Genomic DNA, 25,889 nt, shown 5'->3' on the forward strand with positions numbered 1-25,889 from the left:
GAACATCGCTGTCGTGACCGGAGCGGGTAGCGGGCTCGGGCGGGCATTGGCCATCGGCCTGATGGGCAGGGGGCTTGTGGTCGCCGGTCTCGGCCGCGACGGACAGAAATTGAACGAAACCGGCAAGCTCAGCGGATCACCTGAAAGATTCCATGGGTTCACGTGCGATATATCGGATTTTGCGCAGCTTTCGGAAAGCTTTGCACGGATCCGGCAGATCGGAGACATCTCGATCCTCATCAATAATGCCGCCAGCTATCCGCGACGCGATTTTCTAGACGAGAGTCCAGCCAGCTTCATGGAAACGGTCGCGATCAACCTGGGTGGCATGGCCGCCTGTTGTCGCCTTGCCATCGACGACATGATCCAAGCCGGCAGGGGGCGCATTCTGAACGTTGTCTCATTTGCGGACCTTGCACCCCAGTCCGGCAGCAGCGCCTATTCGGTTTCGAAGGGCGCTTGCCGCATTCTCACCAACGCTCTTGTTGCGGATCTTCACGAACGCTATCCGAAAATCATCATCAGCTCCTGGGCGCCTGGTATCCTGAACACGCAAATGGGGGCAACCGATGGGTTGGACCCAGCAATGTCCGCCCGATGGGGTGTCGAACTCGCGCTTTCCGACGATCCCGCACTCAATGGCGCGCTTTGGGAAAGGGATGCCGAACTCGCACCCCCGCGTTCATTGAAATCACGAATCCTGGACCGGTTCCTTATGCGCAATGCACCATCGCGGGGGCACATCTCAGGCTTGGTGACCCGCAACCGAAGTTTGCATCCTTGATGGACCTGGGCCGAAGCAGCCTGTGGCGGTTCAGGCGCAAGCTTTTCGGCCATGCCGCCCGAAGGCTGAATGGGTCGGCGCGGGCTTCTTGATACCGGATTGCATGCCAGAGCGTCCCGCAAGCCGGACCCGTTTGACCGAGAGGCTGAAACTGCGCGCTTTCCGGCCGGCGGAGGTTTCCGGCCTCGACTTTTCGGCCAAGATGACCACCGCGCTGCCCGGTCCCCTAAACCCGAGGTGCCACATCCTGGAAACAGGAAACGCCGGCCATGGGCTTCCAGGCCAAATGCACCCCGTTGGCGCGAAAAGGAAGAAGGCCCCGCGGCTTGACCAGAGCGTGCCCCGAAATTCATCGGCCGCGACGGCTCACTTTCCGGTGGAAGCTCGGGCTAGGGCTTGATGGTGCCTTGGGCGCAGCAGCATCGGCCCGTATACCGCCGCGTACCCGCCAAAGGCGAAGATCCACAGCCCGCCCGCCAGATGCAACAGCCCGCCGGGATTTCCCGTGAATGGGACCGCCAGCCGGGCGAGCGCCGAGAACATCAGGGCCGCATAGATTAACAGCGTCGCCGGCCCGGCATGAAGCGGGCGTCCGGTATGCCCCAGCGTCGCGCGACACATCACTCCCAGCGTCATCAGCCCGATTGCCCCGACGAGCCAAAGATGCCGCGCGTTTGGCGCCGGAGGAAATCCGAAACCCGCCGCGCCTTCGGCCAGAAAGCCAAGGGCAAGAAAGCCATAGGCCGTGTGCAAGACCCAAAGCAGCGGCTCGGACCGAACCTGCCAGCCGCGCCAGCGCAACACTCGCCAGAGGTGCAGTGCTCCGGTGAGCAGCATCAGCCAATGGGTCGGGGCGGCCTCGGGCCAGCTGACGAAGCCGGCAAGCGTCAGCCCCGTCAGGGCGAAGATCGCGGCATCTGCCCAGCCGAAGGGCCGGGGCAGTCTTGCTGCCTGCCGCGCCACGAGCCAGTTTCGGGTGAAGCCCGGGATGATCCTTCCGCCGATCAGCGTGATCAGCATCAACGCCGCCGCCAGTCCCAGCCGCATCGCCCAGCCATCATGGGCTGGCGGTTCAAGATGTTCCTGCAGATGGAAACCCGCATTACCGAAACCGTATAGCGCGATAAGCCCTAGCACCGGCAGGTTGCGCCAATTCCTGCCGCGCAGGATCTCGCCCGAGATGAAGATGATCAGCGCCAAGACCAGCGACAGGTCCGCGAGCGCCGTGACGGCCCAGGGCAGCATGCCCGAGATCGCTACTGCAACCCTGCCGGCAAGCCACAGACCGACAAGTCCGGCCAGAGGCCAGCCCATGACGGGCAGGCCTCCGGTCCAGTTCGGAACGGCGGTCAGCACGAAGCCCGCGACAACCGCGCCGAGATAGCCAAACAGGAATTCATGCGCGTGCCAGCTGAACGGGTCGAAGCTGACCGGCAGGGGGTGCCTGCCGAGCATCATCGCGATCCACAGCAACATTGCGCCCGCGGCCCAAAGCGCCGCCAGCAGGAAAAAGGGCCTGAAGCCGTGGCTGAACAGCGCCGGTCCGGTGAACTGTCGCTTCCGCTCGGCGCTGCCTGCCATGCTCTGCCCTCCTTGTCCTCTGGCCTCAACCGAATTGAGCGGCCGAGGGGCCGAAATGCTCGTAATGGATACGGTCATCCGGGACATTGGCGGCCCTAAGGCCCTGGATCATTGCCGCCATGAAGCCGGTCGGGCCACATATGAAGTAATCCGCAATCTCGGGATTGCCGATGCGGGCCAGCCATTCCGGGGTGATCCGCCCGGCATGGACATCGGCCTCGCCGTCATGTTGCTCGTAGAAAACATGGCTTTCATGGGCGAGATGCAGATGCCGGGCGCGCATCGCGTGCTGGCTGGCATCGCGCGCGGCATGGACATGGATCATGCGCAGCGCGCCGCCGCCGTAGCCTTCCAGCATCGAGATCATTGGCGTTATGCCGACCCCACCCGAAAGCAGCACGACCTCGCGCTTGCCCGCCGGGTCCAGGAAGAACTCTCCGGCCGGGGCTGATACCTCGACGACATGCCCAGGCGCGACCGCGTCATGCAACCAGTTCGAGATCCGCCCGCCCGGCTCGCGCTTGACGGTGATGCGGTAGTCCCGCCCGTTCGGCGCCGACGAGATCGAATAGTTGCGACGGAATTCTTCGCCCTTGGCGGGGCTGAAGCGGAAGCTCAGATATTGACCGGGCCGATGCGCAAGCACCGGGCTGCCATCCTCGGGTTCGAGCAGGAACGAGGTGATTTCAGCCGTTTCGGGGGTCTTGGCGACGACGCGGAAGCGCCGCCAGCCACGCCAGCCGCCCGGTGCCTGCTCCGAGGTCGCGTAGATCTGCTCCTCGCGTCCGATCAGCGTGTCGGCAAGGAACCAATAGGCTTCTCCCCATGCGGCAAGGATTTCCGGGGTCGCGGCCTCGCCCAGGACCTCGCTGACCGCGCCCAGCAGGGCCGTTGCGACATGGGGGTAATGCTCGGGCAGGATCTGCAGCCCGACATGTTTCTGGGCAATGCGCTCCAGCGCCGCTCCCAGCACTGCGGGATTGCGGATATGAGACGCGTAGGCGACCAGTGCGCCCGCCAGCGCCTTGTGCTGCGGCGAACTGCCCTGCTGATGCGACATGTTGAAAAGCGCGCGAATCTGGGGATCGGATAGCAGGCGCCGATACATGAAGGGCACGATCTGATCGATATGGGCAGCCACGACCGGCGCGGTCGTCTCGATAAGGGACAGGGTGTTCTCGGAAAGCGGCTTGGGCATGACGTCCTCCTGACGCTGATTGATGTTTCCGCCGCGACGGAGATAATACCCACTTCAAAAAGATGCTAATCAAATGTATCTTTATCGCCTGCGACATTCCGTCCCGGCCCAGGAGAAACTGATGCGGCTCAACGATAGCACCGACATGGCCTTGCGGGTGATGATCTATGCAACCACGCGGGGCGACCGGCTCTTCACGATCGATGAACTGGTGACGGTCTATCGCCTGCCGCGCAGCACGATGATGAAGGTGGTGAACGCCCTGACGCGTGGGGATTTCCTCCGCGCGCAGCGCGGCCGTTCGGGCGGGTTGCGCCTGGCGCGCCCGGCCGACGAGATCATCGTCGGCGCGGTGGTCCGACATCTCGAGACGGATTTCGGATTGGTCGAATGCATGCGGACCGGGAACCAATGCGTCATCACCTGCCGCTGCCGGTTGATCGCGCCGCTGCAGCGTGCGCTCGAGGCCTTCCTGGCCGTGCTGGACGGCTACACGATCGCAGATATCGCCCTGACGCCCGATGATTTTCCCGAGATCGGTTGAAGATGCGCGCCGAGGATAAGGAGTAATCCCCATGCACATCCTGCGATCCCTGGGACCCGCGGTGGCACATGCATCCCTGGCCGAGGCCAGCCGCGCCGGCATCGGTGCCCTGCTCGGTCTGGCCGTGACCGGAGCGTTCCTGCTGTCGCCGGCAATCGACCTCGAGATGGGTCTTTTCCTCGTAGCCCCTTTCGGCGCGACCTCGGTGCTGCTCTTCGCGGTGCCGAACAGCCCGCTTGCCCAGCCCTGGTCGGCGATCGTCGGGAACACGCTTGCAGCAGCGATCGGCGTCGCGGTCTGCCTGATGGTGCCCGATCCGGTGATGCGGGTCGCGCTGGCGGTCGGGCTGACCATCTCTGCTACGATCCTGTGCCGAGCGCTGCATCCGCCGGCGGGCGCCGTCGCGATGACCGCCGCCATGAGCCCCGACGTGATCGGGCATCTGGGCTTCTGGTTCGTGGTCGCGCCCATCGCGCTGGGGACCACTGTGCTGGTCTTGCTGGCCGCGATCTATGCCAGGCTGACCGGGCGGCGCTACCCCTTCCGCCAATTCGACGAGCCGAACCGGCATGGCACGCAGGATGCCAAGCCCGCCGAGCGCCTTGGCCTGTCGGAGGCCGAATTGACTGGCATCCTTGAACGCTACCGGCAAAGCTTCAACCTGGGGGTCGAGGATCTGGCCCGCCTGATCGGGGCCGCCGAGCTTCAGGCCGCGACCCGTCGCACTGGCCCCTTGTCCGCCGAAGACATCATGTCGCGCAACCTGATCACGGTGAGTCCGACGACAGGATTTCCCAAAATCGCCGAGCTGTTCCGGCGCCACCGCTTCACGTCGCTGCCGGTGGTCGGGTCCGATTGCGAATATCTTGGTGTCATCTTCCAGATCCACCTGATCGGAAGCAGATGGATCGATCCCGACGGCAAGCCGGCACTTGCGAGGGACATCATGCAGCTCGCAGGTCCATGCGCTGCGCCCGACACTCCGATCGCACTGCTTCTGCCGATGATGGCAGAGGGCGAGGTCGATGCCGTGCCGATCCTTGACGGGAACCGCATCAGCGGCATCGTCACCCGGACAGATATGATCGCAGCGCTCGCACGGAGCATCGTCCGCGGCAGCTAGCCCGTCGTGGCGGGAGGCTTCGTCAGGGCTTCGCTAAAGGCTGTGGTGCAACGCCAAAATGGAACGCCGGGATGCAGTAGAGCCGGCAATCAGCGCGGCGCCAGATATTCCGCCGAGACATAACCGGATACGCCAGGCTTGTCGGCGAGCGACACCTTGCACCAGACCTTCCCGTTGGTCGTCACGCAGTTCTGCCTGGTGAGCCGCGTTCCATCGGGCAGGCCAATGATGATCTTGTGATTAAGGCCAGGGCCTTCGCGCAGCTTGAGGAGGTCGTCTGTTCCGACGCCCTGCACCACTGCACCAGAACCGACCGCACATCCGGTCGCGATCATGAGAGCAAGAAAAGCAGCAAGATGAGTTCGCATTATCTGACCTGAATCGTTTTTTTCATTACTAAGACACCAGGTTGCTGAATGACAGCACTCGGGTGCCGGAACCGGACAGAGCTTGCATCAGGAAAGCCATGGATGGTCCGTCCGATTTGCGAGAGCGGCAATTTCATGCCGACCTGCACCATGCGCCAAGCGAAGCGGTTGTGGCGAGGCAGGGCGGGAAAGCCTGACCGGCAGTCCTTGGGCCAGGATTAGCCCTTCGGGGGCGGCTGACCCGCTTCGCCGGACCAAGCGCCTTGCGCCCTGCTCCGGGTTGCTCGGCCTTCAGACCGGATGCTCGATCAATCGCAGTCCACCCTCGGCAAGGGGTCTTTGCAACTTCACTGCTTCGACAAACGGAGCGGACAGCCATTCTTCCCATTCCTTTGGATCAATCAGTATCACCGGCATCGCCTTCGGGTGGATCGCGCCCACGGTCGCATTGGGCGCAGTTGTCAGGAAGGCGAAAAGATCGTCAGTTGTTTCGCCGTCTTTGACTTTCCGCACCGATTGCCAGCCCCGGACCTCAATGCCAGCGAAGAACATGGGCACGTCGTTTGCTGCGGCGAACCATTGATTTCCCTTTCCGGACCCCAGGGGTTCAGCGAATGACGTGACCGGAACCAGGCAGCGATGCGCGGGGCCAAGCCAACGCCGCCAGTGAGGCGACGAGGTGTTGCGGACGTTGGTCACACCGGGGTCTCGGGCTGTTTTCAGAACAGAAGGCGGCGAAGGCATTCCCCAACGGGCGCGCACCAGTTCCAACCCTTGGCCATCATGGCGAATGATGGGGGCCAGCCGATCTGGATAGATGCTGCCCGGTTCCAGGTTTCCGGCCTTGTCCGTATACGCGAAGCCACGGAACAACTGCCGCATTGCCTCTTGCGTGGTCGTAACGTTGTAGAGATTGCAGATTGCACGGCCCCTCAGTTTTCAGGATTGCAGCAGGTTTCTACCAGATCGCCTGCTCTCGGAATTCCTCGACCCTCGCCTGCCCGTCTGAGCCTTGTCCCGAATATGCCGGGATCGTGTCAGGCGGTCAACGAAGCCCGCGCCTGTGCGACAAGCTTCGGCGGCTAACGCTTCAGAGGGCCCGCCAGAGGAAATCGCGCAGCGCAATCGCTGTCCGATACCAGCTTCTTTGGAACGCTTCATTGGATGGATCGAGGACGATCGGCACCCTCATGCCCTGAGTGCATGACGCGGGAGGCAACGAGTCATGGGGATTGAGGCGTTTACGCTGGCGGTAATCCTGCCATGAGGCCCGCCATACTTGCGTCATTCCATCGGCAAGACAAATGCACCGTCGGACAAGATGTGCGAAGATGGGTTTTGCGACGGGCAAAGTGCGATTTGTTGTCAGCGACTTTCTCCTGACGCATAGTCGTTCGGCTGAGCGAGAACCGCGAACGGGGCTTCGTGCCTGTCCGGGGATACGTCGTCGTTCTGCGGCGGGGTCTATCAGAGGTATCGCAAAGTCGATGATTTGTTGCGGATATATGCAGAAAGGTCGTCTGATGCGGCAGGAAGCGAGCGGCTCTTGAAGCCCAAGGGCACCCGCAATGCTGGCTTCGAGGAGCGTCGTGCCGAACTGCTGGCGCGCATGCGAACGCGTCTGATGTTACGGGATGCGCCCCGGCCGGCACTGCGGGAACTTGCCTCGGAGGCTGGTTGCAGCGTGTCCACCCTGAACCACTACTTCGGCAAGCGAGACGACATCCTGATCGCGGTGTTTGCCGATTCGGGCAGACGGGGGCAGGGGCAGTTCGCAGCAACACGGCAGGCCGGCCAGGACTTCGAAACCTCGATACGTGACGCTGCTGCGATGGCGTGGCAGGCCTTGACCCGGCATGGCGTTGCGGACGCCTTGGCCATGGGCATGGCCGAGGGCATGCGGAACAGGCAGCTCGGCCCGGCCTTCATCCGTACGATGTTCGAACCCTTCGTGATCGCCCTGACAGAACGCTTGGACGTGCATGTGGCGCGGGGACAGATGCGCGCGGTTGATACCCGCATGGCGGCGCTTGCGCTCGCCTCGCCATTGCTTCTGGGAACGCTGCACCAAAGCCAACTGGGGGGAGCCCACGATTACCCGCTGGACGGCGACGCCTTTCTTTTTCACGTGATCGAAAGTTTCGTTCGCGCTTATCGTGCCGACTGAACGTTTGGAAAAATGAACGAGATCGAGAAACGCAAATCCGAACACCTGTCGATCGTCGGCTCGGGTTTGGGCAGGCAGTCCAGCCTCGCCACCGGCTTCGATGCCATCCGCTTCCTGCACAATGCTTTGCCTGAGATGGCCTATGATGCCATCGATACAAGGACTGACTTTCTGGGACGAACCCTGTCGGCACCGCTGATGGTTTCGGCCATGACCGGAGGCACGCTTGAGGCCGAGCGGATCAATTTTGCCATCGCCGAGGCCTGCGACGAGCTGGGACTGGCGCTGGCGGTGGGATCGCAGCGCATCGCGATCGAAGGGCGCGGCGCGGGTGGATTGGGAGCAGGGCTGCGGGCGAGGGCGCCACATGTTCCGATCCTTGGCAATCTGGGGGCGGTGCAGTTGCGCCGCGGGATGGGGTTGAGCGAGGCGCAGCGCGCGGTCGATATGCTGGAGGCTGACGCCCTGATGCTGCATCTGAACCCGCTGCAAGAGGCGATCCAGCCCGGCGGCGATCGTGACTTCTCGGATCTTCTGCCACGCATCGAGACGCTGGCTCGATCCCTGCCCGTGCCTCTGGGGGTGAAGGAAGTGGGGGCGGGGCTTTCGGCCGATGTGGGGCGGCGGCTCGTGAATTCGGGCGTGACCATCCTCGATGTGGCGGGCGTGGGCGGCACAAGCTGGGCGCGGGTTGAGGCCGAGCGCGGCGACGAACGGCTTCGCCGCATTGCCGCGCCGTTCTTTGACTGGGGGATTCCCACCGCCGAGGCTGTCGCGGCGATGGCCTCGCAAATCCGACCGGGCGTCGCGCTGATCGCTTCGGGCGGCATCCGGCATGGCCTGGACGTCGCGCGGTCCATCCGTCTGGGTGCCGATCTGGCCGGGCAGGCCGGCGGAGCTTTGACGGCCGCGCAGGATGGCGCCGAGGCTTTGGCAGCGCATCTTTCGGAAGTCGTCGAGCAACTTCGCATCGCGATGTTTTGCACCGGATCGTGCGATCTTGCCGAGCTGCGTCGCGCGCCTCTTGCGTGATTGCCGCGACTGGTGACTACTGAAGCCCTTGGCGTTCTGCTATAGTCTGGCACAAGTGTCACAGAATGGAAGAAGGAGAGCCGGCTTGCCGCAGGCGTCGCGACGACCCGACGTGACCATGATGGTCAGCCTGACACTCGCCACGGCGGTGATCGGGACTTGGGTGGCGCTGCACATCTTTGCTGTCTGGCATCTCGATGCTCCTGCCCATCCGCTGCTGGCGATCCTGTGTCTCGTGGGTCTGACCTGGCTGTCGGTGGGACTCTTCATCGTCGCCCATGACGCCATGCACGGGGCGATCGCTCCGGGGTGGCCTCGTGTCAACGCGGCCTTGGGCGGGATGGCCCTGATGCTCTATGCCGGGTTTTCCTGGCGCAAGATCATCCTCAAGCACATGGCCCACCACCGCCTTGCCGGTACCGAGGACGACCCGGACTTTGGCCATGGCGGCCCGGTTCGATGGTATGCCGGCTTCGTGCGGACCTATTTCGGCTGGCGAGAATTCTGGGTGCTGGGCAGCGCGGTTATCCTCTATGCTGTCGTGCTTGGCCCGCGTTGGCCCTACGTCGCATTTTGGGCTATCCCTTCGATCCTCGCCTCGATCCAGCTGTTCATATTCGGCACCTGGCTGCCCCACCGCCCTGCCGAGGACGCTTTCCCTGATCGCCACAATGCGCGCTCCACCCGGCTCAACGATCCAATGTCTCTGCTGACCTGCTTCCACTTCGGGGGCTATCACCATGAACATCACCTGCATCCCTCGGTACCGTGGTGGCGGCTGCCCTCGACCCGGAATGGCAAGGCATGAGCATCCTCGGCCCCGTCCTGATCGTCATTGCGACCGTGGCGGCAATGGAGGGCGTCGCCTATTCCGTGCACCGCTGGATCATGCACGGCCCGCTTGGCTGGGGCTGGCACAATTCCCACCACGAAGACCGCCACGGCCCGTTCGAGAAGAATGATCTGTACGCGGTGGTCTTTGCCCTCTTGTCGATCTTGCTCTTCATGCTGGGCGGTCGCTGGTGGCCCTGGCTCTGGTGGATCGGCATAGGGATGAGCGTCTACGGCGTCATCTATTTTGTCGTCCATGACGGGCTGGTGCATCAGCGCTGGCCCTTCCGATACGTCCCTCGCCAGGGTTATTTCCGCAGGCTCTACCAGGCTCACCGGTTGCATCACGCAGTCGAGGGACGGGATGACTGCGTGTCCTTCGGGTTTGTCTATGCCCCGCCCGTGGACGACCTCAAGGCAAGGCTGCGCGCGTCGGGCGCTCTTGCGGAACGCCGGTCGCGCCACAAGGACGCCTGGCAACCCGAAAGCGGAGCAGATTGAACCATGGGCCGCACCGCCCTCAGCCTGCCCCCATTGCCCGGTCATCTGGCCCTCGCTGCGGTGCCAGCCCGAGAGGCACAATTGGTCCGCTGGTTTGGCCTTCCTTGCAGGTGTGAACCGTGGTCGGGGGCTGTAACGACATTGCGGGGCGTGGCGGCGTGGCAGCTTGACCTTGATTGCCGCAAGATGCCGCGCGCTGTCGATCAGCCGGCCACCGCTGCACGGCTGGCATGCTGCGGCACGATCCGCCATGGCCTGGCCGCAGAGATCATGCAGGCGGTCGGCGTCAAGCGCGTGGCCGACCTGATTGCGACCCGTCTTCCCCGCAGGGCAGCAGCATGAAGCCTGACGTGATCCTCGCGGGCGCGGGCCTCGCCAATGGGTTGATCGCGCTTGCGCTGACCGAGGCGCGACCCGACGCGCGTATCCTGATGCTGGACCGTGCGGCTGGTCCCTCGCAAACCCACACCTGGTCGTTTCACGACCCTGACCTGAGCGCCGCCTGGCATCGCCGCCTTGCCCCCGCAATCCGGTGCCGATGGCAGGGGCAGGATGTCCGCTTTCCCGACCACGCCCGGACCCTCCGAACCGGCTATGCCTCGCTCGACAGCGCGAGGCTGGCGCGGCAATTGGCAGATGCGCCCGGCATCTGCCTGCGTTGGAACGCCGAGATTACCGGGCTTGACGCCCAAGGGGTGACCCTTGGGGCCGAGCGGATCGGGGCAGCTTGCGTCATCGACGGGCGGGGGGCGGCATCGTCGCGACACCTTGCGACGGGCTACCAGAAATTCGTCGGGATCGAACTCGAAACGTCGGCGCCCCACGGGGTCATGCGCCCTATGATCATGGATGCGACGGTTCCGCAAATGGACGGCTATCGCTTTGTCTACCTGCTGCCCTTTTCCCCGACCCGCCTTCTGATCGAGGACACCCGCTACAGCGACGGCGCCTGCCTGAACGAAGAGGCCGTTGCCCGCGACATCACCCAGTATGCTCGCCAGAAGGGATGGAGCGGTCACGAGGCTCGCCGCGAACGCGGTGTCCTGCCCATCGCGCTGGCCCATGATGCAGAGGCCTTTTGGGCCGAAAGCCGGGACGGGCCCGTGCCTGTCGGGATGCGAGCGGGTCTTTTCCACCCTGTGACCGGCTACTCGCTGCCCATCGCCGCCCAGGTCGCGGACGTGGTCGCGGCGGCGGGGCCGACAACCCCCGAGGCATTCGAGGCGGTCCGCAGCTATGCCTTGGCCCGCGCAGACGAGGACCGCTTCCTGCGTCTGCTCAGCAGGATGCTTTTTCGCGGCGCCGCGCCGGCAGAGCGCTATCGCGTCATCTCCCGTTTCTACCGCTTGCCCGAGCCGCTGATCGAGCGTTTCTACGCAGGACGCCTGACCCGGATGGACCGCATGCGGATCATCATCGGCAAGCCCCCCATACCCGTCCGCGACGCGTTGTCTTGCCTGCGTGAAGCGCCCTTGCTGAAGGACAGATCGTGAGTTCTGGCATCTCTCCCCGCGCGGCGATCGTGATCGGCGCGGGTTTCGGCGGGCTGGCCCTTGCCATTCGGCTGCAATCCGCGGGAATCGCCACGACCCTGCTTGAAGCACGCGACAAGCCTGGTGGCCGCGCCTATGTCTGGCGCGAAGACGGTCATGTCTTCGATGCCGGACCCACGGTCATTACCGACCCCCCGTCCTTGCAGGAACTGTGGTCGCTGACGGGACAAGACATGAGCCGCGACGTGACCCTGCTGCCGGTCAGCCCCTTCTACCGCCTGCTCTGGCCCGATGGGAAATGCTTTGACTATACGAATGATGACGAGGCGCTCGAGCGTGAAATCGCCGCATTCAACCCCGACGATCTCGCGGGTTATCGCCGGTTTCTGAGCTATTCCGAAGAGGTGTATCAGGAAGGCTATCTCCGCCTCGGCACCGTGCCCTTCCTGAAACTTGGCCAGATGTTGCAGGCGGCGCCGGCACTTCTGCGGCTGCGGGCATATCGCTCGGTCTACAGCGTCGTTGCCCGATATATCCGTGATCCGCACCTGCGGCAGGCGTTTTCCTTTCACACGCTGCTGGTCGGCGGCAATCCGTTTTCGACCAGTTCCATCTATGCGCTGATCCACGCGCTGGAACGACGCGGTGGCGTATGGTTTGCGAAGGGCGGCACGAATGCGCTGGTCACGGGCATGGTCGCGCTGTTCGAACGGCTGGGCGGCACGCTCAGGCTGAACGCTCGCGTCGAGCGGATCGAAATGGACGGCGCGCGTGCCAGCGGAGTGGCGCTGGCGGACGGCAGGCGGCTCACTGCCGACATGGTCGCCAGCAACGCCGACGTGATGCACAGCTATCGTGATCTTCTGGGCAGCACTCGACGCGGGCGGACCAAGGCCGCCCTGCTGAAACGGCAGCGCTGGTCCATGTCGCTTTTCGTGATCCATTTCGGCCTGTCGCAGAAGCCAGAGGGGCTTCGGCATCACACGATCCTTTTCGGCCCGCGATACCGGGAACTCGTGAATGAGATCTTTCGCGGACCGAAATTGGCCGAGGACTTTTCCCTGTATCTGCATTCGCCCAGCGTTACGGATGACAGCCTTGCGCCGGCCGGCATGTCGACCCATTACGTGCTGGCTCCGGTCCCCCATCTGGGGCGCGCAAGGATCGACTGGGCCACCGAGGGCAACGCTTATGCCGACCGGATTCTTGCCAGCCTTGAAGAAAGGCTCATTCCGAACCTGCGTGCCAACCTTCGGGTCAAGCGCATCTTTTCGCCCGCAGATTTTGCGTCCGAACTGAACGCCCATCATGGCAGCGCCTTTTCGGTCGAGCCGATCCTGACGCAATCGGCCTGGTTCCGGCCGCATAATCGCGACCGAAGCATCCGCAACTTCTATATCGTCGGGGCGGGCAGTCATCCGGGCGCGGGAATTCCCGGGGTCGTGGGTTCTGCAAAAGCCACGGCGGGCGTGATGCTGGCCGACGCAGGCGCGACATGAGTCGGCCTGTCGCGGAATCGCAGGCGGCCATCGCGTCGGGTTCGCAAAGCTTTGCGGCGGCGGCGAAGCTGATGCCACGGGGCATGCGCGAGGACACGGTGATGCTTTATGCATGGTGCCGCCATGCCGACGATGTGGTCGACGGACAAGAGCTCGGCAGCGCGCCGGTTGCGGCGGGCGACCCGGCCAAGCGTCTCGCCCGGCTGAAGGCCGAAACCTTGGATGCCCTGCACGGCAGCGCCGCCGTCAGCCCACCATTTGCGGCACTGAGGGCCGTGGCGCGACGGCATGATTTTCCCGATAGCTGGCCCTTGGACCTGATCGACGGCTTCGCCATGGATGTGGCAGGCCGCGAATATCGGACATTGGGCGATACGCTGGATTACAGCTATCACGTCGCCGGAGTCGTGGGGGTGATGATGGCGCGCGTGATGGGCGTGCGCGACGTGTCCGTGCTGGACCGCGCCTGCGACCTTGGGCTTGCCTTTCAGCTGACCAACATCGCCAGGGATGTCATTGACGACTTCCGGATCGGGCGGAGTTACCTGCCGGACGCATGGCTCGAGGAAGCTGGCGCAAAGGTCGAGGGCGACATTCCATCGCCCGAGCTTTACGGCGTAATCCTGCGCCTGCTGGACGCGGCCGAACCCTATTACGCCTCGGCCTTTGCCGGGTTGCCTGGGCTGCCCCTTCGCTGTGCCTGGTCGATCGCTTCCGCCGCTCGGATCTATCACGCGATCGGCACTAAGATCCGCCGGGGGGGGGCCGAGGCCTATCGGCAGCGGATCGGAACTTCCGGATCGGCAAAGGCGGGTCTTGCATTTCGGGGTCTGGCGGACGCCATGACCTCTCGGGTTTTTCCGGCCACCGCAGGCCGCGAGGGGCTGTGGACCCGTCCCTTGTCCTGACGACCACTTACGCGGCGCGACTTCCACGCAGCGGCAGCACGCCGCCGATATGCCGGGCGAGAAGGTAGCTGTCAAAGCCACATGAGTTCACGAGCCTGTCGAGTTCGGCACGCAGGGTCTGGTAATGCTCTTCGGCTTGGCTCTGGCTGCTTACGGCCAGAATGCCGCGCGCGCCCAAGGTGCCATGCGCGTCGCGTCGGATGTCCTTTCCCACGTCTCCTTCCTCGGCACAAACGTCCAAGAGATCGTCATAGGACTGAAACGCCCGTCCAAGCGTCCTTCCCAATGCCCTGAGGACATCCATATCCGAGCCGTCCAGACGTTGAATGACGCCAAGCATCTCGAAGCCGGCTTCGAACAGGGCGCCGGTCTTCAGGTCTTGTTCGCGTTCGACGCCTGGCAGGTCCTTTTGCGCATGCAGGTCCAGATCCTGTCCCGCACAAAGCCCAGCCGGCCCGACCGCCTCCGCAAGGATCTCGATCAGGCGCGCCCGGGTTGCCCCATCCGCTGTGCCTGTCGTTGCGAGCAACCGCATGGCCTCTGTCACCAATGCGATCCCGGCCAAGATGGCTCGGGATTCGCCATGAAGGCGATGTGTGGTCGGACGGCCACGTCGCAACTGGGCGTCGTCCATACAGGGCAGGTCGTCGAAGACGAGCGAGGCCGTATGCACCAGTTCAATCGCACAGCCAGCGTCGATCAAGGCCGGACCGACTCCTCCCGTGGCCTGGCCCGCAATCAGCAGCGTGAGCGCACGAAACCTTTTCCCAGGCGCCAGCACGGCCTCGGTCATCGCCTGTCCCAACGGGGGCGAGGCATGCCGGAAGTCTTTCGCGATCTCGGCCAGTCTGGTGTCGACGACACAACGCCAGTCAGAGGAACTCTTCTCGTCACCCATGCCAACCTCCACCCATCCAAGGCGTATCCGCCTTTTTTCTCTCACGTATGATCCAGAATATGCGTCATGAAGTGGTGAGGTCAAAGCAGCATCCTTGCATTGGCGCAAAAAACCTCGGTTCCTGATGAACAGGAAAATGGGAGTCGGGAACGGTATGATAGGAAGCCCCGCAGCGCTTGACGTGAGAGGTTTGTCTGCCCGCTATGGCACCAGAGTGGTTCTGCGCGATGTAGATCTTTGTATCGAACCGGGAGAGATCTTTGGCCTGCTGGGACCCAATGGCGCAGGAAAAACCAGCCTGGTGCGTGCGATCTGCGGCCGCTTGGCGCCTACGCATGGAACTATCGCCGTAGCGGGCAGACGCGATGTCCGGCGCGCCCCTAGATCAATCGGTCTCGCGCCTCAGGAAATCGCCCTATATCCGGCCTTGACCATCCGCGAGAACCTTGAGGTCTTCGGTCGATTGTCGGGCCTGACTAAGAAGGAAACCAACCTTGCGATTGAGGAAGCATGCGAAAGTGCAGATCTTGTCGACCGTCTGGGCCAGCGCGTCGAGCATCTGTCCGGCGGCTTCAAACGGCGGGTCAACATCGTTGCTGCGATCCTGCATCGTCCAGCTCTGCTCATCCTAGATGAGCCGACTGTCGGCGTGGACGTGGATGCGCGCATCGCCCTCGATCGGATCATCCAGACATTGGCTCGTCGCGGCATGGGCGTCTTGCTCATCACCCACGATCTTCACCAGGCTGAGGTTCTTTGTGCCCGCGTAGGATTCCTGCTCAATGGGCGATTGGCCCCGCAAGGGCCGCCCAGGACCCTGCTGGAAGCAACTTTCGCTGGGCAGGATGAGATCATCGTCGAACTTGCGCAGATGCTTTCGGTCGACCAGACGACCAATCTGCAGCAGATGGGCTTCGTGGCGACGAATAGCGGGCAAAGCTGGCATCTGATCGGGAACCGCTCGCTGGATCATCTGGCAGGAGATCTGAAACGGGCTGGGATTGCACCTCGCGAGATGCGTTTCCGAAAGCCGGGTCTCGACAGCCTTTTCCTGCGCCTTTTGCTTCAACATTGCGGAACTGCCCAAAAGGGTGCGGCATGATCCTTTCCATGTTTCGCGTCATGGTTCTCAGCCTTCTCCGGGACCGCGGTGCACTCGTCTTGGCCTTTGTCCTGCCGGTCGCGATCTTCGTGATCTTTGCGGCCATATTCGCGGCGACGGCCAGCGACGAACTCCCCCTGAAAGTCGCCTTCGGCAGAGCCGACAGTGCCGAGGCCTGGGATCGGTTCGAGAAGGTTCTTCGGGACGAACCCTCCTTGCAGGTCATCGCCACGACGGCCGGCAATCAAGCGGATGTCAGCAGGCAGGTGGAGCGCGGTGTTGCGGATGTCGGCTTGTTCATAAAGGACGATCCGAACGCACATGAACGGGCGCCGCTCGTGGTTCTTGCAGATCCCGGCAAGTCGCTTGCCGGTGCGATCCTGGTCGGGCAGATCCAAGGGCTCGTTGCCCGTCGAATGCCCGATCTGGTGCTGTCACGGACAATCTCGGAAATCGAGCCACTGGTCGAGCTGACGCTGGAACAGTCGGCACGGCTGACAAAGGTGATAGCGCAGCTTGCGTCGGAAAACGAGGAAGCCGAATCGCGTGAGGTGCCGGGTTTGGTGGAGATCGTTTCGGTCATGCCACTCAAGAAAGCCGACGCGACAGTCACCTATTACGCGGGCGCCGTGGCAATCCTTTTCCTGCTGTTCTCGGCAATGCAGGGTGCAGCCGTCCTGATCGACGAAAGAAGTTCGGGCATACTCGACCGCATCGCCGTCATTCCGCGCGGACCCGAGGCGGTTGTCTGCGGCAAATTCCTATTTCTCGTGATGCAAGGCGTCATCCAGGCAAGCTTGATCTTTGCTGCGGCCGCCGCCTTCTACGACGTGGAGGTGATCAACCGGTTTTGGTTGTGGCTTTTGATCACGATTGCGGCGGCGATGGCGGTTTCGGGACTGGCTTTGGCTGTGGCCGCGACCTGTACGTCACGGCAACAGGCTCAGACGATCTCCACGTTTATCGTACTTGTCTGCTCGGCCGTTGGCGGGTCCATGGTGCCGAGTTTCATGATGCCCCTGTGGCTACAGGATCTCGGACGTTTCACGCCGAATGCCTGGGTGATCGAGGCCTATCAGGATGTCCTGTGGCGAGGCGAAGCGATCCCTGAACTGCTGCCGGAACTCGGTTTTCTGCTCGCATTGGCGGTCTTCGGCACCCTGTATGCGGTTGCCGCTTCCAAGCGACGTTTGCGGTTGTAGGGGCAACGCGTCGGTCACGGCGCCGACCCAGTCAGGTGGAGTTCGAAGAACATCGTGACACCTTTCACCAAAACCGGGATCACAAGCGTGCTAGGGTAGGGGGTGGCGGCGGTCCGTTTGCCGTGTCGTGCCGCGCTCACGGCATCAGCCCGCGTGAATTCCACGACCAAGACTTCGCGAAAACGGCGGCACCACCGCGCCAGATTCCGGGCGCAGGCCCGCGGCCGTTCGGGCGAAGACCTGTATGGGAAGGGCGTGAACCGCGTCATCCGGGCAGAAGGTGACGAGTACCTGGTTCCTTCACGCGGCAAAGCGACCAGCCGAATAGGCGGCAAGATCGGTTTGCGTGATCACCCCATCCAGCAGGCCTGCCAACAGTTCACCTGATGCAGGGGCGGTCATCAGGCCGTAATGCGAATGGCCAAAGGCTCCGTAAAGGCCGGGATGGTGGCCCAGGCTTCCAAGGACGGGAAGGCTGTCAGGGAATGACGGCCGATGTCCCATCCAGACTTTTCCCTCTCGCCGGTCGAGTTCGGGAAGCATGTCGCGCGCGGCCTGCAGCAGCCGTCCCTCCATCCGGGACGATGGAGGTGCCTCGAGCGGCCCGAACTCGGCCATCCCTGCGACGCGGATGCCCTGAGACATGGCACTGGCCACGACCTTGCGGTCCATGTCCATGACCGAATGTCCTAGCCCCACGCCGCTGTCAGGGAATTCGACATGGTAGCCCCGTTCGGCGATCAGCGGCATTTTCAGGCCCAAGGGCGCAAGCAGTCGCGTCGACCACGCCCCGGCCGCGATAACGACGCGCGGAGTGAGAAAGTCATCCGACCCGGTGGCGACGCGCCAGCCATCTGCCTCGGGCGCGATGCGCAGCACCTCGCGCCGGAGGATCGTCCCGCCCTGCTTGCGCACCCGCTCGGCCAGGTGACGGCCGATCGCGGCGGGGGAGCGCGCCCTTGCCTGCCCGCGGATCACGATGGCGGCCCGGAACCGGGGCGATAGCGCCGGTTCAAGACGCAGCAGCTCGGCTTGGTCGATGCGCTCGATCTCGGCGCCGCGGGCTACCCTTGTCCGGTATTCCAGGGCCTCGATCCGCGCCCGCGTCGGGTCGCGATAGGCATGCAGATACCAGCTGTCGGCAATCAGGTCTTCGCCCCCCGTTCCCGCAAGATGCTTGCGGAACAGGTCGATCGAAGGGCCGCAAAGCCGTGCCAGTGCCTCGACCGATCGTTGGAATGAGCCGTCACTGGAATGGCGCAGGAAGCGCAGACCCCAGGGCGCCAGCCCGCGCAGCGCTGCGGGATGGATTGCCACCGGCGCCTGTGGTCCGAACAGCAGGCGCGGGATCGCGCGGGCGATACCGGGCACGGATTGCGGGATGAACGACCAGGGCGAGATCACCCCGGCATTTCCCGCCGAAGCGCCTTGCCCCGGCTGGTCACGCTCGACCAGACGGACACGGAAGCCGCGTGATTGCAGCGACAGCGCACAGCAAAGCGCGACGATCCCGCCCCCGACGATCAGAACTTCTTTCTCCATGCGTCACCGGGCGTTCGCAATTGCCGCGCGACGCGGCGTCAGGACAAGCTGGTGCAGAAGAATCGGCGCGACCAGCGCCATTCCGATTGCGTTCGACTGCCAGGACGGGGCGACAAAGACGAGACCCGCGACCGCCAGGACGATCCGCGCCGGCCAGACCAGGGGCGTGCGCCAGTGGCCGACCACCGCTGCCGACAGGCTCAGGACCCCGGCAAGACACGAAGTCAGCGCCATGGCAAACGGTCCGGGCTGGAAGCCGCCATCCGAGACGATGAGCAGGACCGGCGCATAGACGAAGGCCATCGGCGCCAGGATCTTGCCCAGCCCCAGGCCGAAAGCCGCCATGCCGGTGCGGAACGGGTTGGCATTGGCGATCGCGGCGGCCGCATAGGCCGAGGTGCAGACCGGCGGCGTGATTTCCGACACGACGCCGTAATACAGGATGAACAGGTGGCTGGCGATGGGCGGTACGCCCAGTTGCGCCAGCGTCGGCTGCGCCACCGAGGCCAGCATGATGTAAAGCGCCGTGGTCGGGATGCCGGCGCCCATCAGGATACAGGCAATCGCGATCAGCACCAGCGAGATGAACAGCTGCAGATCGGCCTGGGCGAACAGTTCGTAGCCCCCGAAGCCAAGAAGCCCATGCAGTTGGCCGGCCAGCGCGCTCGCGCCCTGGGTCACCATGAAGCCGAGGCGGAAGCCGATGCCGGTCGTGTTGATGACACCGACGACGATGCCGACTGCCGCCGAAGCCGCGCCGACGGCCAGCGCATAGGTCGTGGCAAGGGCCAGCGCGTCCACCATCTCGTTGGTGTTCATCGCCTTCTGCCGGTTAAGCGGGGCAATGAGTGCGCCCGCGATCATCAGCGCGGCGGCGAGCGTGGGGAAATCGCCCCCCGCAGATTTCCACAGGATGAAGGTGATGAAAAGCGCGGGCAATGCCAGGGTCGCGGGACGGGTCCAGCGCGACAGCGCGGTGATCATCGCAAGCGAAATCCCGCAGAACGCCGCAAGATAGGGGGTGAAGCCGCTGAACAGGACCACGAGCAGCCCCAGAAGCGGGATCATGTTGGCCCAGCCGGCGCGCCAGACCTCGCGCAGGCGGGGCATCTGGCTTTCCTCGACCGCCTTCAGGCCCAGCTTGCGAGCCATCAGGTGCACGACCGTCAGCACGCCGGCATAATGCATCATCGCGGGTACGATCGCGGCAATAACGATGGTGGTATAGGGGATGCGAAGGAACTCGGCCATGATGAAGGCGGCAGCCCCCATGATCGGCGGGGTGATCTGGCCCCCAGCCGACGAGGCGGCCTCGACCCCGCCGGCGAAGTGCGCGGGATAGCCCAGCCGCTTCATGTTCGGGATCGTCAGCGAGCCGGTCGAGACGGTATTGGCCACCGACGAACCCGAGATCATCCCGAAAAAGGCCGAGGACAGGACCGAGACCTTGGCCGGCCCGCCGGCATATCGCCCCGCCATCATGGTGGCATTGTCGATGAACAGCTGGCCCAACCCGGTCTTCTGCGCGATCACGCCGAAGAGGACGAAATGAAAGACCACCGTAGAGACGACCCAAAGCGTCACGCCGAAGATCCCTTCCTGCGGGAAATACATCGACGAGATGAAGGTCTTGAGCTTGACGCCGGGATGCTGCAGCAGGCCCGGGAAATGCGGACCCAGAAGCGCATAGGCGATGAAGACCGAGATGATCGCCGGCAGGACCCAGCCCAGCGTGCGCCGCGCCATGTCCAGGACCAGCACGATCAACGCTGCGCCCATCACCAGGTCATAGCCATTGGGATTGCCCATGCGGAAGGTCTGCGCCTCGATGCCGAGGGCCGGGATGCCCTTCCAGGCAAGGCCAAGGTAAAGCGAGGCAAGGACCCCGACCGTCATCAACACAAGGTCTAGGATCGGAATGCCGCAGGGACGCAGCCGCCCCTGGCGTAACTCATAGGCGCGGGAGCCACGGAAAGCGGGAAACAGCGCGTAGATAAAGATGCACAGCCCGGCCAGGTGGATGCCCATATGCCAATGGTCCGCGGGCAGGCCAAATCCCGCCGTCAGGAAGTGATAGGTGGCATAGCCGATGGCCAGGACGCGGATCGCGTGACTCGTCCCGCTCGGCAAGGCGCGCGTCGCAGCGCCCTCATCATACTTGCGCTCGATCGCTTCGAGCTCGGCCTGCGTCAGCGCGCGGACGTCATCCATTCGTCGAATTCCGTAGTTCAGCGTGGAAAGGCGGGGCCGGGCCAGACCGGCCCCCTCGGATCACTTGATCAGGCCGATCTCGCGATAATAACGCTCGGCGCCGGGATGCAGCGGCACGCCCAGCGTGTCGATCCCGGCTAGCGCGGTCTCGAGCCGGATCGCCTTGCCGGCGGCGTGACCATTGTCCAGGACCTTGCGGGTCGACTCGTTCCACAGCGCCTTGGTGACCTCGTAGACCATGTCATCGGACAGATCGGCCGAGACGATGAAGAGCGCGTTCACGGCCGGGGTCTCGACGGCGTAGTCAACGCCGGGATAGGTGCTGGCCGGGATCTCGTTCGGCAGGTAGCCGGGCACGAGCGTGCTGATCTTGTCGAGATCGTCCTGGGGAAAGCTGTAAAGCTCCATGCCCTTGGTCGAGGCGAGTTGAACCATGGCGGCGACAGGATAGCCTGCAGTGTAGAAATAGGCGTCAAGCTGGCCATCCGCGAGCCGCTCGGCAGATTGCGCCTGGTTCAGCTCGGCGCCCTTGATGTCGTCGCGGCCGATGCCGCGGCTTTCGAGGATCTTCAGCACCGCGACCTGCGTCCCCGAGCCCGGCTGGGCGATGCCGACGCGCATGCCCTTGAGTTCGTCAAGGCCGTGCAGCTCGTGACCCTTGGGCAGCACGAGATGCAGGAACTCGGGTGACAGGTTTGCGACGATGCGCAGCTTGTCATGCGGCTTGCCCTCGAATGTGCCGGTGCCCTTGTACATGGCGCTGGTGACGTCGGCCGACGCCATGCCGGCCTCAAGTTCGCCATTCTGGACGGCTGCGTTGTTGAAGACCGATGCCGTGGTCGCCTGGGCGATCGCGATCAGGCCGGGCACGCCGCAGGGGCCGCCCTTGTCGCAGGCGAGCGCACCCGGAGGCGCCGAAAGCGCGCTGGCCAGCGAACCGCCCAGGGCGAAATAGGTTCCGCCCGCCCCGCCGGTGCCGATCCGCAGGAAGCCCGGTTGCTCGGCCATTGCCGGCGCCGAGATCGCCGCATGGGCCAGAAAGGCCCCCAGCAGGAGCGAGAGTTTGCGATGATGCATGTTGAAGATTCCCTGTTCGTTTCAGATTTTTTGTGCCGCCAGTAAAGCTGCCCTATTCAATAAGGACAAATGACTTTAACTAAGCATTACGAAAGTTTTCCTTATGGGTTGAGCGATGAACCTGATCCAGATGAACGTCTTTCGCGAAGTGATGCGTCACGGCTCGATCACCGCTGCGGCACAAGCCCTGGGCCGGACCCAGCCGGCTGTCAGCCTGATGCTGAAGCAACTTGAGGATGAGCTTGGCCTGCGCCTGTTCGAGCGGCGCGGTCGGCGGCTGGTGCCCGTTCCCGAGGCGGATTATCTTCTGGCCGAGGCAGACCAGATCCTCGACCGCATGGCCGGGCTGTCCCGGACGATGAAGGTGATGTCGGCGGGACGCAGCGGGTCGCTGCGCGTCGCGGCGATGCCGGGCCCTTCGGCGCATCTTTTCCCGCGCTTCCTGAGCGAGGCTCTCAAGGATCTGCCAGAGGTCGAGGTCTCGATCGCTTCGCGCAGTTCGCTGCAGATCTACGAGATCGCCAGCCTGCAAAGCATTGATTTCGGATTTGCCGACCTCGCCTCCGAGCCCGACCACAACCGCCATTACACGCAGATGATCATTTCTGGACGCTGCTTCTGCGCGCTGCCCCGGGGCCACCGCCTCGCAGAACGGGCCGAGATCGGGATCGCCGACCTGAACGGCGAACTGCTGGGCACGCTTCAACACGGGCATGTTCTGCACAGCGCCTTGCGGGACGCGTTCCAGCAGGCTGGGGTCCGCTTTCGTACTCTGATCGAAAGCCAGGCATTCCTGCCGCTTCTGCCCTTTGTCGCGAACCGCCAATGTATCGCGATCGTCGACCCGCTGACCGTTGCGACCGAACGCGAAATCGACGCGATGCGCGATCAGGTGGTCTTCCGGCCCCTGAAGGCGGCAACGCGCTATCACTATGCGATCGTCTCGCCCAGCCACCGCCCGTTGTCGCGTCTCGCCGGAAATCTGCGCGATCTGTGGCGGGACTACCTGCTTGCCGTGCTGGCCAAGATCGACGCCTGCCCGGAAGTCGAAGATGGAAGGAAGCCCGCCTGAGGGCGTTGTTGCGAAAGTGCGGAAACGCTGCGCATTGCCAGCCAGCGCCGATATGCGCCGATCCGACCCTGCTTCCCGCGATAGATCCGGTTGTCGCGCAACTGGAAACCCTGAAGGTGCGGGTGCACCTTGGCCGCTGCCCGCATCGCCGTCGAACGTGCCCGTGCCAGCACGCATCGCCACACCTCGGCTTCCGGCATCCAGATCGCTGTCAACTCACCGGCCCGGTGGAACTGGGCCAGCATGACGGCCTCGCGGCGGGAGGTTTGTGCAAATGCGCAGCCCTGGTCAAGGCCGGGGCCATACACGTTGCATTGCGCTTCAGGTGCGATCATGCCGGCCCTCCAGCGCGCTGCCATACAGGTCGAGCAGGTGATCGACCCATTGCGCGGGAGTTGTGGACAGCTGGCCTGCCTCGTCCATGGCACGCAGGCTCATGCGGCGAACTTCCTCGGCTGAAAGATCGTGCAAATCGGCGATGCACGCGGCAAACGCCACCACATCTCGGGTGTTGCAACTTTTGCCGATGCCCAGTCGTGTGATGCCCTCACTCAGAAAGGCTGTCTCGGCAATGATGACCGGCAGCCCACTTCGCGCGGCCTCGATCGCGACCAGTCCGAATGGTTCCGGATAGCGCGACGGCATGAGCAATGCGCGTTTGGATGAGACGATTTCGGCCATTTCGTTGCGGGATTTCCAACCGGTAAAGAGGATGTCGGGGTTGGCAGCGGCAAGGGCTTCGCGCAGCGGGCCTTCGCCGACCACGGTCAGTTCGACATGGGCGCTCCGTGTGGCCGCAATCGCATCCTCGATACCCTTTTCCGCTTCGACCCTTCCGATGAAGACAAAGCCGCGATTTTCTTCCGCACGCACGCGTTCTGATGTCAGCGGTGACGTGGGATTGGGCAAGGGGACCAGCAGATCACGATTGAGGCCCGCTTTTTCCAGGTAGGTGGTCATCTGCTCATGGATCATCACGACCCCGGCCCAAGGCACTTCCAACAAGCGTCGGTTCAATGTCGCCTGTCGCATCGCACGCCAGAGTTTCTGCGCGTAGGACCGCTTGTCACAGTTCGTGCCGAGGCATCCCACCGTCAATGGCGTCAAGCTGCAAGGGCGATTGCGGCGGTAATCCATGTAGCCGCCATTCGGACAGGCCAGGAAGAAATCATGTGCATGTATGAATGTCCGCTCTGCCACATTGCGAAGGGCATCGAATATCGCCGGTGAAAGGATCTTCGACCAGCCGTGCAAATGGTAGACGACACCGGGCGAATCGTTGGTCGCAATCCACCCTGCAAGCAGATCGCGTGCCGCCGGATTGTATATCCCGTGCGTCGCGGCCCGCAGTGGTGTCTCGGTCACCAAACCCCGTCCGCCCAACGCCACGATCTCGACACCGGCCGATGTCAGCTGCGCGCCGGTACCCTCATCCCCGGCCACGAACGTCACGGAAATGCCTCGCTCGACAAGAAGTTCGGCGGACAGAATGGCGAGGCCCGTCGCTCCTCCCCAAGCCGTGCTTGCGTCATTCACGATGACGACCTTGTCGGGAATCGGTGCGCCTTGTTCCCGTTCAGGCTTCAATGAATCATCCTTCTGATCTCCACGAGGGTCGCGGGGGTCGCATGCATCAAAGCGCAGTCTCCCGATATCGGGCCCGAGGTCTCGGCGCGGACCTGACCGCACGGGCGCGACAACGGAAGACGACGCGCCATCTGATGGCACGACATCGGCGTCTGCTTTCAACGCCCGTGCAAGCCCAAGCACTGCAGCTACGCCTATTTCGTGAAGGCTAGGTCAACTTGGATCGTGTGTCTTCCAAATTAGCGCTGACGGCTTGCTGTGCGGCACCCGTCGCCGCGTCGCTTGGCAGCATTCATTCGCATAATTAGGCATTGCCAAAAGGGACGGCGGAGCCCGCGATCGCAAGACAGCAAACGTTGGACGTTTTCCAGAGCCTCGGGCCCGGCTACGAAATGGGCGATCGAGGCGCAGGTTGGCGACACACTGACCAATGGTGGCGGTCGCGCGTCACGCCTTCACCAGATCGGCAATCGCTTCGCCGACGGCGGTGGCGGATTGTGGGTTCTGACCGGTCACGAGGCGGCCATCCACAGCGATTTTTTCGGTCCAGTCGGGGCCGGGCTGCATCTCGGCCCCGAGTTCCGCAAGGCGCGAAGACAGCAGGAAGGGCACGACGTTTTCCAGCTCCACCGCGCGTTCCTCGTCATCGGTGAAGGCCGCGACCTTGCGACCCGCAACCAGCGGCCTTCCGTCCGAGAGTGTGACATTGGTCAGCGCGGCCGGGCCGTGGCAGACGGCGCCAACGACGCCACCCTGTTCCCAGATGGCGCGCGTCATGTCGTTCACCGCCTGCGTCTTCGGGAAATCCCAGACCGCTCCATGGCCACCGGCGAAGAAGATCGCCGAGTAGTCGCCCGGGTTGACCTCTGCCAATTTTACGCTGGCCGCGATGCGGGCGCGGAAATCCGGATCGTTCCAGTAGCGGGCATTGGTCGCATCCTCCAGATCGAGCCCATCGACAGGAGGATCGCCGCCGTCGATCGAAGCGAAGGCCACCGGAAGCCCCTCGCGTTCGAAGACGGCGAGGGGGTGGGTAACTTCCGAAAGGTAATAGCCGGTTGGGCCGTGTCCGGCCTTGTCTGCGTGCGAGGTCATGACGATCAGGATCGGTTTCATGCGTGTCTCCGTGGTTTCGGGGTTAACGTCCCAAGCTGGTGCCTGTTCCAGCG

25 protein-coding genes are annotated in these 25,889 nt (G+C 63.6%); 14 read left to right on the plus strand and 11 right to left on the minus strand.

What is annotated here, in order from left to right:
* Positions 1-13 precede the first annotated feature (13 nt).
* Entirely contained in the window at positions 14-784 is a 771-nt protein-coding gene (locus tag RGQ15_RS14370) for an SDR family NAD(P)-dependent oxidoreductase (RefSeq protein ID WP_311161143.1), read from the plus strand.
* A 366-nt stretch (positions 785-1,150) separates the two neighbouring features.
* Here RGQ15_RS14370 and RGQ15_RS14375 read toward each other — a convergent pair whose 3' ends face one another.
* Positions 1,151-2,365 carry an NnrS family protein gene (locus tag RGQ15_RS14375; protein ID WP_311161145.1) on the minus strand — a complete coding sequence of 405 codons (1,215 nt, stop codon included), beginning with the start codon at positions 2,363-2,365 and terminating at the stop codon, positions 1,151-1,153.
* Between the two features lie 25 nt (positions 2,366-2,390).
* Positions 2,391-3,563, minus strand: coding sequence for an NO-inducible flavohemoprotein (hmpA, locus tag RGQ15_RS14380; RefSeq protein WP_311161147.1), 1,173 nt, complete (start codon positions 3,561-3,563; stop codon positions 2,391-2,393).
* 121 nt (positions 3,564-3,684) lie between these two features.
* On the opposite strand from hmpA, the gene RGQ15_RS14385 reads away from it, so the two are divergent.
* Both RGQ15_RS14385 and RGQ15_RS14390 read left to right on the plus strand, forming a co-directional pair.
* Positions 3,685-4,107, plus strand: a complete 423-nt coding sequence (locus tag RGQ15_RS14385; RefSeq protein ID WP_311161148.1) for an RrF2 family transcriptional regulator — start codon at positions 3,685-3,687, stop codon at positions 4,105-4,107.
* 31 nt (positions 4,108-4,138) lie between these two features.
* Positions 4,139-5,230 carry an HPP family protein gene (locus RGQ15_RS14390; RefSeq protein WP_311161149.1) on the plus strand — a complete coding sequence of 364 codons (1,092 nt, stop codon included), beginning with the start codon at positions 4,139-4,141 and terminating at the stop codon, positions 5,228-5,230.
* Between the two features lie 89 nt (positions 5,231-5,319).
* Here RGQ15_RS14390 and RGQ15_RS14395 read toward each other — a convergent pair whose 3' ends face one another.
* Both RGQ15_RS14395 and RGQ15_RS14400 read right to left on the minus strand, forming a co-directional pair.
* Positions 5,320-5,598 carry an SH3 domain-containing protein gene (locus RGQ15_RS14395; RefSeq protein ID WP_311161150.1) on the minus strand — a complete coding sequence of 93 codons (279 nt, stop codon included), beginning with the start codon at positions 5,596-5,598 and terminating at the stop codon, positions 5,320-5,322.
* Between the two features lie 291 nt (positions 5,599-5,889).
* Entirely contained in the window at positions 5,890-6,534 is a 645-nt protein-coding gene (locus tag RGQ15_RS14400; RefSeq protein ID WP_311161733.1) for an SOS response-associated peptidase, read from the minus strand.
* Between the two features lie 610 nt (positions 6,535-7,144).
* On the opposite strand from RGQ15_RS14400, the gene RGQ15_RS14405 reads away from it, so the two are divergent.
* From RGQ15_RS14405 to RGQ15_RS14440, 8 genes are all read left to right on the plus strand, one after another.
* Positions 7,145-7,765, plus strand: a complete 621-nt coding sequence (locus RGQ15_RS14405) for a TetR/AcrR family transcriptional regulator C-terminal domain-containing protein (protein ID WP_311161151.1) — start codon at positions 7,145-7,147, stop codon at positions 7,763-7,765.
* Between the two features lie 12 nt (positions 7,766-7,777).
* On the plus strand, positions 7,778-8,797 hold the full coding sequence (gene fni, locus RGQ15_RS14410; protein WP_311161152.1) for a type 2 isopentenyl-diphosphate Delta-isomerase: 1,020 nt from the start codon (positions 7,778-7,780) through the stop codon (positions 8,795-8,797).
* A gap of 85 nt (positions 8,798-8,882) precedes the next feature.
* Positions 8,883-9,605: a fatty acid desaturase gene (locus RGQ15_RS14415; protein ID WP_311161153.1), complete on the plus strand. Its 723-nt coding sequence runs from the start codon at positions 8,883-8,885 to the stop codon at positions 9,603-9,605.
* Positions 9,602-10,129 (plus strand): sterol desaturase family protein, encoded by a 528-nt coding sequence (locus tag RGQ15_RS14420; protein ID WP_311161155.1) that lies wholly within the window; start codon positions 9,602-9,604, stop codon positions 10,127-10,129. Before RGQ15_RS14415 ends, RGQ15_RS14420 begins: the two co-directional genes overlap by 4 nt.
* A 3-nt stretch (positions 10,130-10,132) precedes the next feature.
* Positions 10,133-10,471 (plus strand): hypothetical protein, encoded by a 339-nt coding sequence (locus RGQ15_RS14425; RefSeq protein ID WP_311161156.1) that lies wholly within the window; start codon positions 10,133-10,135, stop codon positions 10,469-10,471.
* Positions 10,468-11,622: a lycopene beta-cyclase CrtY gene (gene crtY, locus RGQ15_RS14430; protein WP_311161158.1), complete on the plus strand. Its 1,155-nt coding sequence runs from the start codon at positions 10,468-10,470 to the stop codon at positions 11,620-11,622. Before RGQ15_RS14425 ends, crtY begins: the two co-directional genes overlap by 4 nt.
* Positions 11,619-13,121 carry a phytoene desaturase gene (locus RGQ15_RS14435; protein WP_311161160.1) on the plus strand — a complete coding sequence of 501 codons (1,503 nt, stop codon included), beginning with the start codon at positions 11,619-11,621 and terminating at the stop codon, positions 13,119-13,121. Before crtY ends, RGQ15_RS14435 begins: the two co-directional genes overlap by 4 nt.
* The gene (locus RGQ15_RS14440; RefSeq protein WP_311161161.1) at positions 13,118-14,029 is read left to right on the plus strand and encodes a phytoene/squalene synthase family protein; all 912 of its coding nucleotides are present in this window, start codon (positions 13,118-13,120) and stop codon (positions 14,027-14,029) included. Before RGQ15_RS14435 ends, RGQ15_RS14440 begins: the two co-directional genes overlap by 4 nt.
* A 7-nt stretch (positions 14,030-14,036) precedes the next feature.
* On the opposite strand, the gene RGQ15_RS14445 is transcribed toward RGQ15_RS14440, so the two are convergent.
* Positions 14,037-14,927, minus strand: a complete 891-nt coding sequence (locus RGQ15_RS14445; RefSeq protein WP_311161162.1) for a polyprenyl synthetase family protein — start codon at positions 14,925-14,927, stop codon at positions 14,037-14,039.
* Between the two features lie 154 nt (positions 14,928-15,081).
* On the opposite strand from RGQ15_RS14445, the gene RGQ15_RS14450 reads away from it, so the two are divergent.
* Together RGQ15_RS14450 and RGQ15_RS14455 are read left to right on the plus strand one after the other, a co-directional pair.
* Positions 15,082-16,029, plus strand: coding sequence for an ABC transporter ATP-binding protein (locus RGQ15_RS14450; RefSeq protein ID WP_311161163.1), 948 nt, complete (start codon positions 15,082-15,084; stop codon positions 16,027-16,029).
* A complete protein-coding gene (locus tag RGQ15_RS14455; protein WP_311161164.1) occupies positions 16,026-17,231 on the plus strand; it encodes an ABC transporter permease in 1,206 nt (401 codons plus the stop codon). The genes RGQ15_RS14450 and RGQ15_RS14455 overlap by 4 nt, the downstream gene beginning before the upstream one ends.
* A 300-nt stretch (positions 17,232-17,531) precedes the next feature.
* On the opposite strand, the gene RGQ15_RS14460 is transcribed toward RGQ15_RS14455, so the two are convergent.
* The 3 genes from RGQ15_RS14460 to RGQ15_RS14470 are packed head-to-tail and all read right to left on the minus strand — an operon-like array spanning position 17,532 to position 22,061.
* Positions 17,532-18,773, minus strand: a complete 1,242-nt coding sequence (locus RGQ15_RS14460; protein ID WP_311161165.1) for an NAD(P)/FAD-dependent oxidoreductase — start codon at positions 18,771-18,773, stop codon at positions 17,532-17,534.
* Between the two features lie 3 nt (positions 18,774-18,776).
* The gene (locus tag RGQ15_RS14465) at positions 18,777-20,984 is read right to left on the minus strand and encodes a TRAP transporter permease (protein WP_311161166.1); all 2,208 of its coding nucleotides are present in this window, start codon (positions 20,982-20,984) and stop codon (positions 18,777-18,779) included.
* Positions 20,985-21,044: 60 nt separating this feature from the next.
* A complete protein-coding gene (locus RGQ15_RS14470; protein WP_311161168.1) occupies positions 21,045-22,061 on the minus strand; it encodes a TAXI family TRAP transporter solute-binding subunit in 1,017 nt (338 codons plus the stop codon).
* Between the two features lie 115 nt (positions 22,062-22,176).
* Between RGQ15_RS14470 and RGQ15_RS14475 the strand changes: the two genes are divergently transcribed.
* Positions 22,177-23,133, plus strand: a complete 957-nt coding sequence (locus tag RGQ15_RS14475) for a LysR family transcriptional regulator (RefSeq protein WP_311161169.1) — start codon at positions 22,177-22,179, stop codon at positions 23,131-23,133.
* On the opposite strand, the gene RGQ15_RS14480 is transcribed toward RGQ15_RS14475, so the two are convergent.
* The 3 genes from RGQ15_RS14480 to RGQ15_RS14490 all read right to left on the minus strand — a co-directional run bounded on the left by RGQ15_RS14480 (position 23,064) and on the right by RGQ15_RS14490 (position 25,836).
* Positions 23,064-23,468: a hypothetical protein gene (locus RGQ15_RS14480; RefSeq protein ID WP_311161170.1), complete on the minus strand. Its 405-nt coding sequence runs from the start codon at positions 23,466-23,468 to the stop codon at positions 23,064-23,066. The genes RGQ15_RS14475 and RGQ15_RS14480 overlap by 70 nt on opposite strands.
* Positions 23,455-24,720 (minus strand): glycosyltransferase, encoded by a 1,266-nt coding sequence (locus RGQ15_RS14485; RefSeq protein ID WP_311161172.1) that lies wholly within the window; start codon positions 24,718-24,720, stop codon positions 23,455-23,457. The genes RGQ15_RS14480 and RGQ15_RS14485 overlap by 14 nt, the downstream gene beginning before the upstream one ends.
* A 447-nt stretch (positions 24,721-25,167) precedes the next feature.
* The gene (locus RGQ15_RS14490) at positions 25,168-25,836 is read right to left on the minus strand and encodes a type 1 glutamine amidotransferase domain-containing protein (RefSeq protein WP_311161173.1); all 669 of its coding nucleotides are present in this window, start codon (positions 25,834-25,836) and stop codon (positions 25,168-25,170) included.
* Positions 25,837-25,889 lie beyond the last annotated feature (53 nt).

The sequence above is a fragment of the Paracoccus sp. MBLB3053 genome (assembly GCF_031822435.1).
Classification (GTDB): domain Bacteria; phylum Pseudomonadota; class Alphaproteobacteria; order Rhodobacterales; family Rhodobacteraceae; genus Paracoccus; species Paracoccus aurantius.

What these genes read in the sequence shown, in the direction of transcription:
- RGQ15_RS14375 (WP_311161145.1), bottom strand. Translation starts at nt 2,365, where the DNA reads ATGGCAGGCAGCGCCGAGCGGAAGCGACAGTTCACCGGACCGGCGCTG.
- hmpA (WP_311161147.1), bottom strand. Translation starts at nt 3,563, where the DNA reads ATGCCCAAGCCGCTTTCCGAGAACACCCTGTCCCTTATCGAGACGACC.
- RGQ15_RS14385 (WP_311161148.1), top strand. Translation starts at nt 3,685, where the DNA reads ATGCGGCTCAACGATAGCACCGACATGGCCTTGCGGGTGATGATCTAT.
- RGQ15_RS14390 (WP_311161149.1), top strand. Translation starts at nt 4,139, where the DNA reads ATGCACATCCTGCGATCCCTGGGACCCGCGGTGGCACATGCATCCCTG.
- RGQ15_RS14395 (WP_311161150.1), bottom strand. Translation starts at nt 5,598, where the DNA reads ATGCGAACTCATCTTGCTGCTTTTCTTGCTCTCATGATCGCGACCGGA.
- fni (WP_311161152.1), top strand. Translation starts at nt 7,778, where the DNA reads ATGAACGAGATCGAGAAACGCAAATCCGAACACCTGTCGATCGTCGGC.
- RGQ15_RS14420 (WP_311161155.1), top strand. Translation starts at nt 9,602, where the DNA reads ATGAGCATCCTCGGCCCCGTCCTGATCGTCATTGCGACCGTGGCGGCA.
- RGQ15_RS14425 (WP_311161156.1), top strand. Translation starts at nt 10,133, where the DNA reads ATGGGCCGCACCGCCCTCAGCCTGCCCCCATTGCCCGGTCATCTGGCC.
- crtY (WP_311161158.1), top strand. Translation starts at nt 10,468, where the DNA reads ATGAAGCCTGACGTGATCCTCGCGGGCGCGGGCCTCGCCAATGGGTTG.
- RGQ15_RS14440 (WP_311161161.1), top strand. Translation starts at nt 13,118, where the DNA reads ATGAGTCGGCCTGTCGCGGAATCGCAGGCGGCCATCGCGTCGGGTTCG.
- RGQ15_RS14445 (WP_311161162.1), bottom strand. Translation starts at nt 14,927, where the DNA reads ATGGGTGACGAGAAGAGTTCCTCTGACTGGCGTTGTGTCGTCGACACC.
- RGQ15_RS14450 (WP_311161163.1), top strand. Translation starts at nt 15,082, where the DNA reads ATGATAGGAAGCCCCGCAGCGCTTGACGTGAGAGGTTTGTCTGCCCGC.
- RGQ15_RS14455 (WP_311161164.1), top strand. Translation starts at nt 16,026, where the DNA reads ATGATCCTTTCCATGTTTCGCGTCATGGTTCTCAGCCTTCTCCGGGAC.
- RGQ15_RS14460 (WP_311161165.1), bottom strand. Translation starts at nt 18,773, where the DNA reads ATGGAGAAAGAAGTTCTGATCGTCGGGGGCGGGATCGTCGCGCTTTGC.
- RGQ15_RS14465 (WP_311161166.1), bottom strand. Translation starts at nt 20,984, where the DNA reads ATGGATGACGTCCGCGCGCTGACGCAGGCCGAGCTCGAAGCGATCGAG.
- RGQ15_RS14470 (WP_311161168.1), bottom strand. Translation starts at nt 22,061, where the DNA reads ATGCATCATCGCAAACTCTCGCTCCTGCTGGGGGCCTTTCTGGCCCAT.
- RGQ15_RS14475 (WP_311161169.1), top strand. Translation starts at nt 22,177, where the DNA reads ATGAACCTGATCCAGATGAACGTCTTTCGCGAAGTGATGCGTCACGGC.
- RGQ15_RS14480 (WP_311161170.1), bottom strand. Translation starts at nt 23,468, where the DNA reads ATGATCGCACCTGAAGCGCAATGCAACGTGTATGGCCCCGGCCTTGAC.
- RGQ15_RS14490 (WP_311161173.1), bottom strand. Translation starts at nt 25,836, where the DNA reads ATGAAACCGATCCTGATCGTCATGACCTCGCACGCAGACAAGGCCGGA.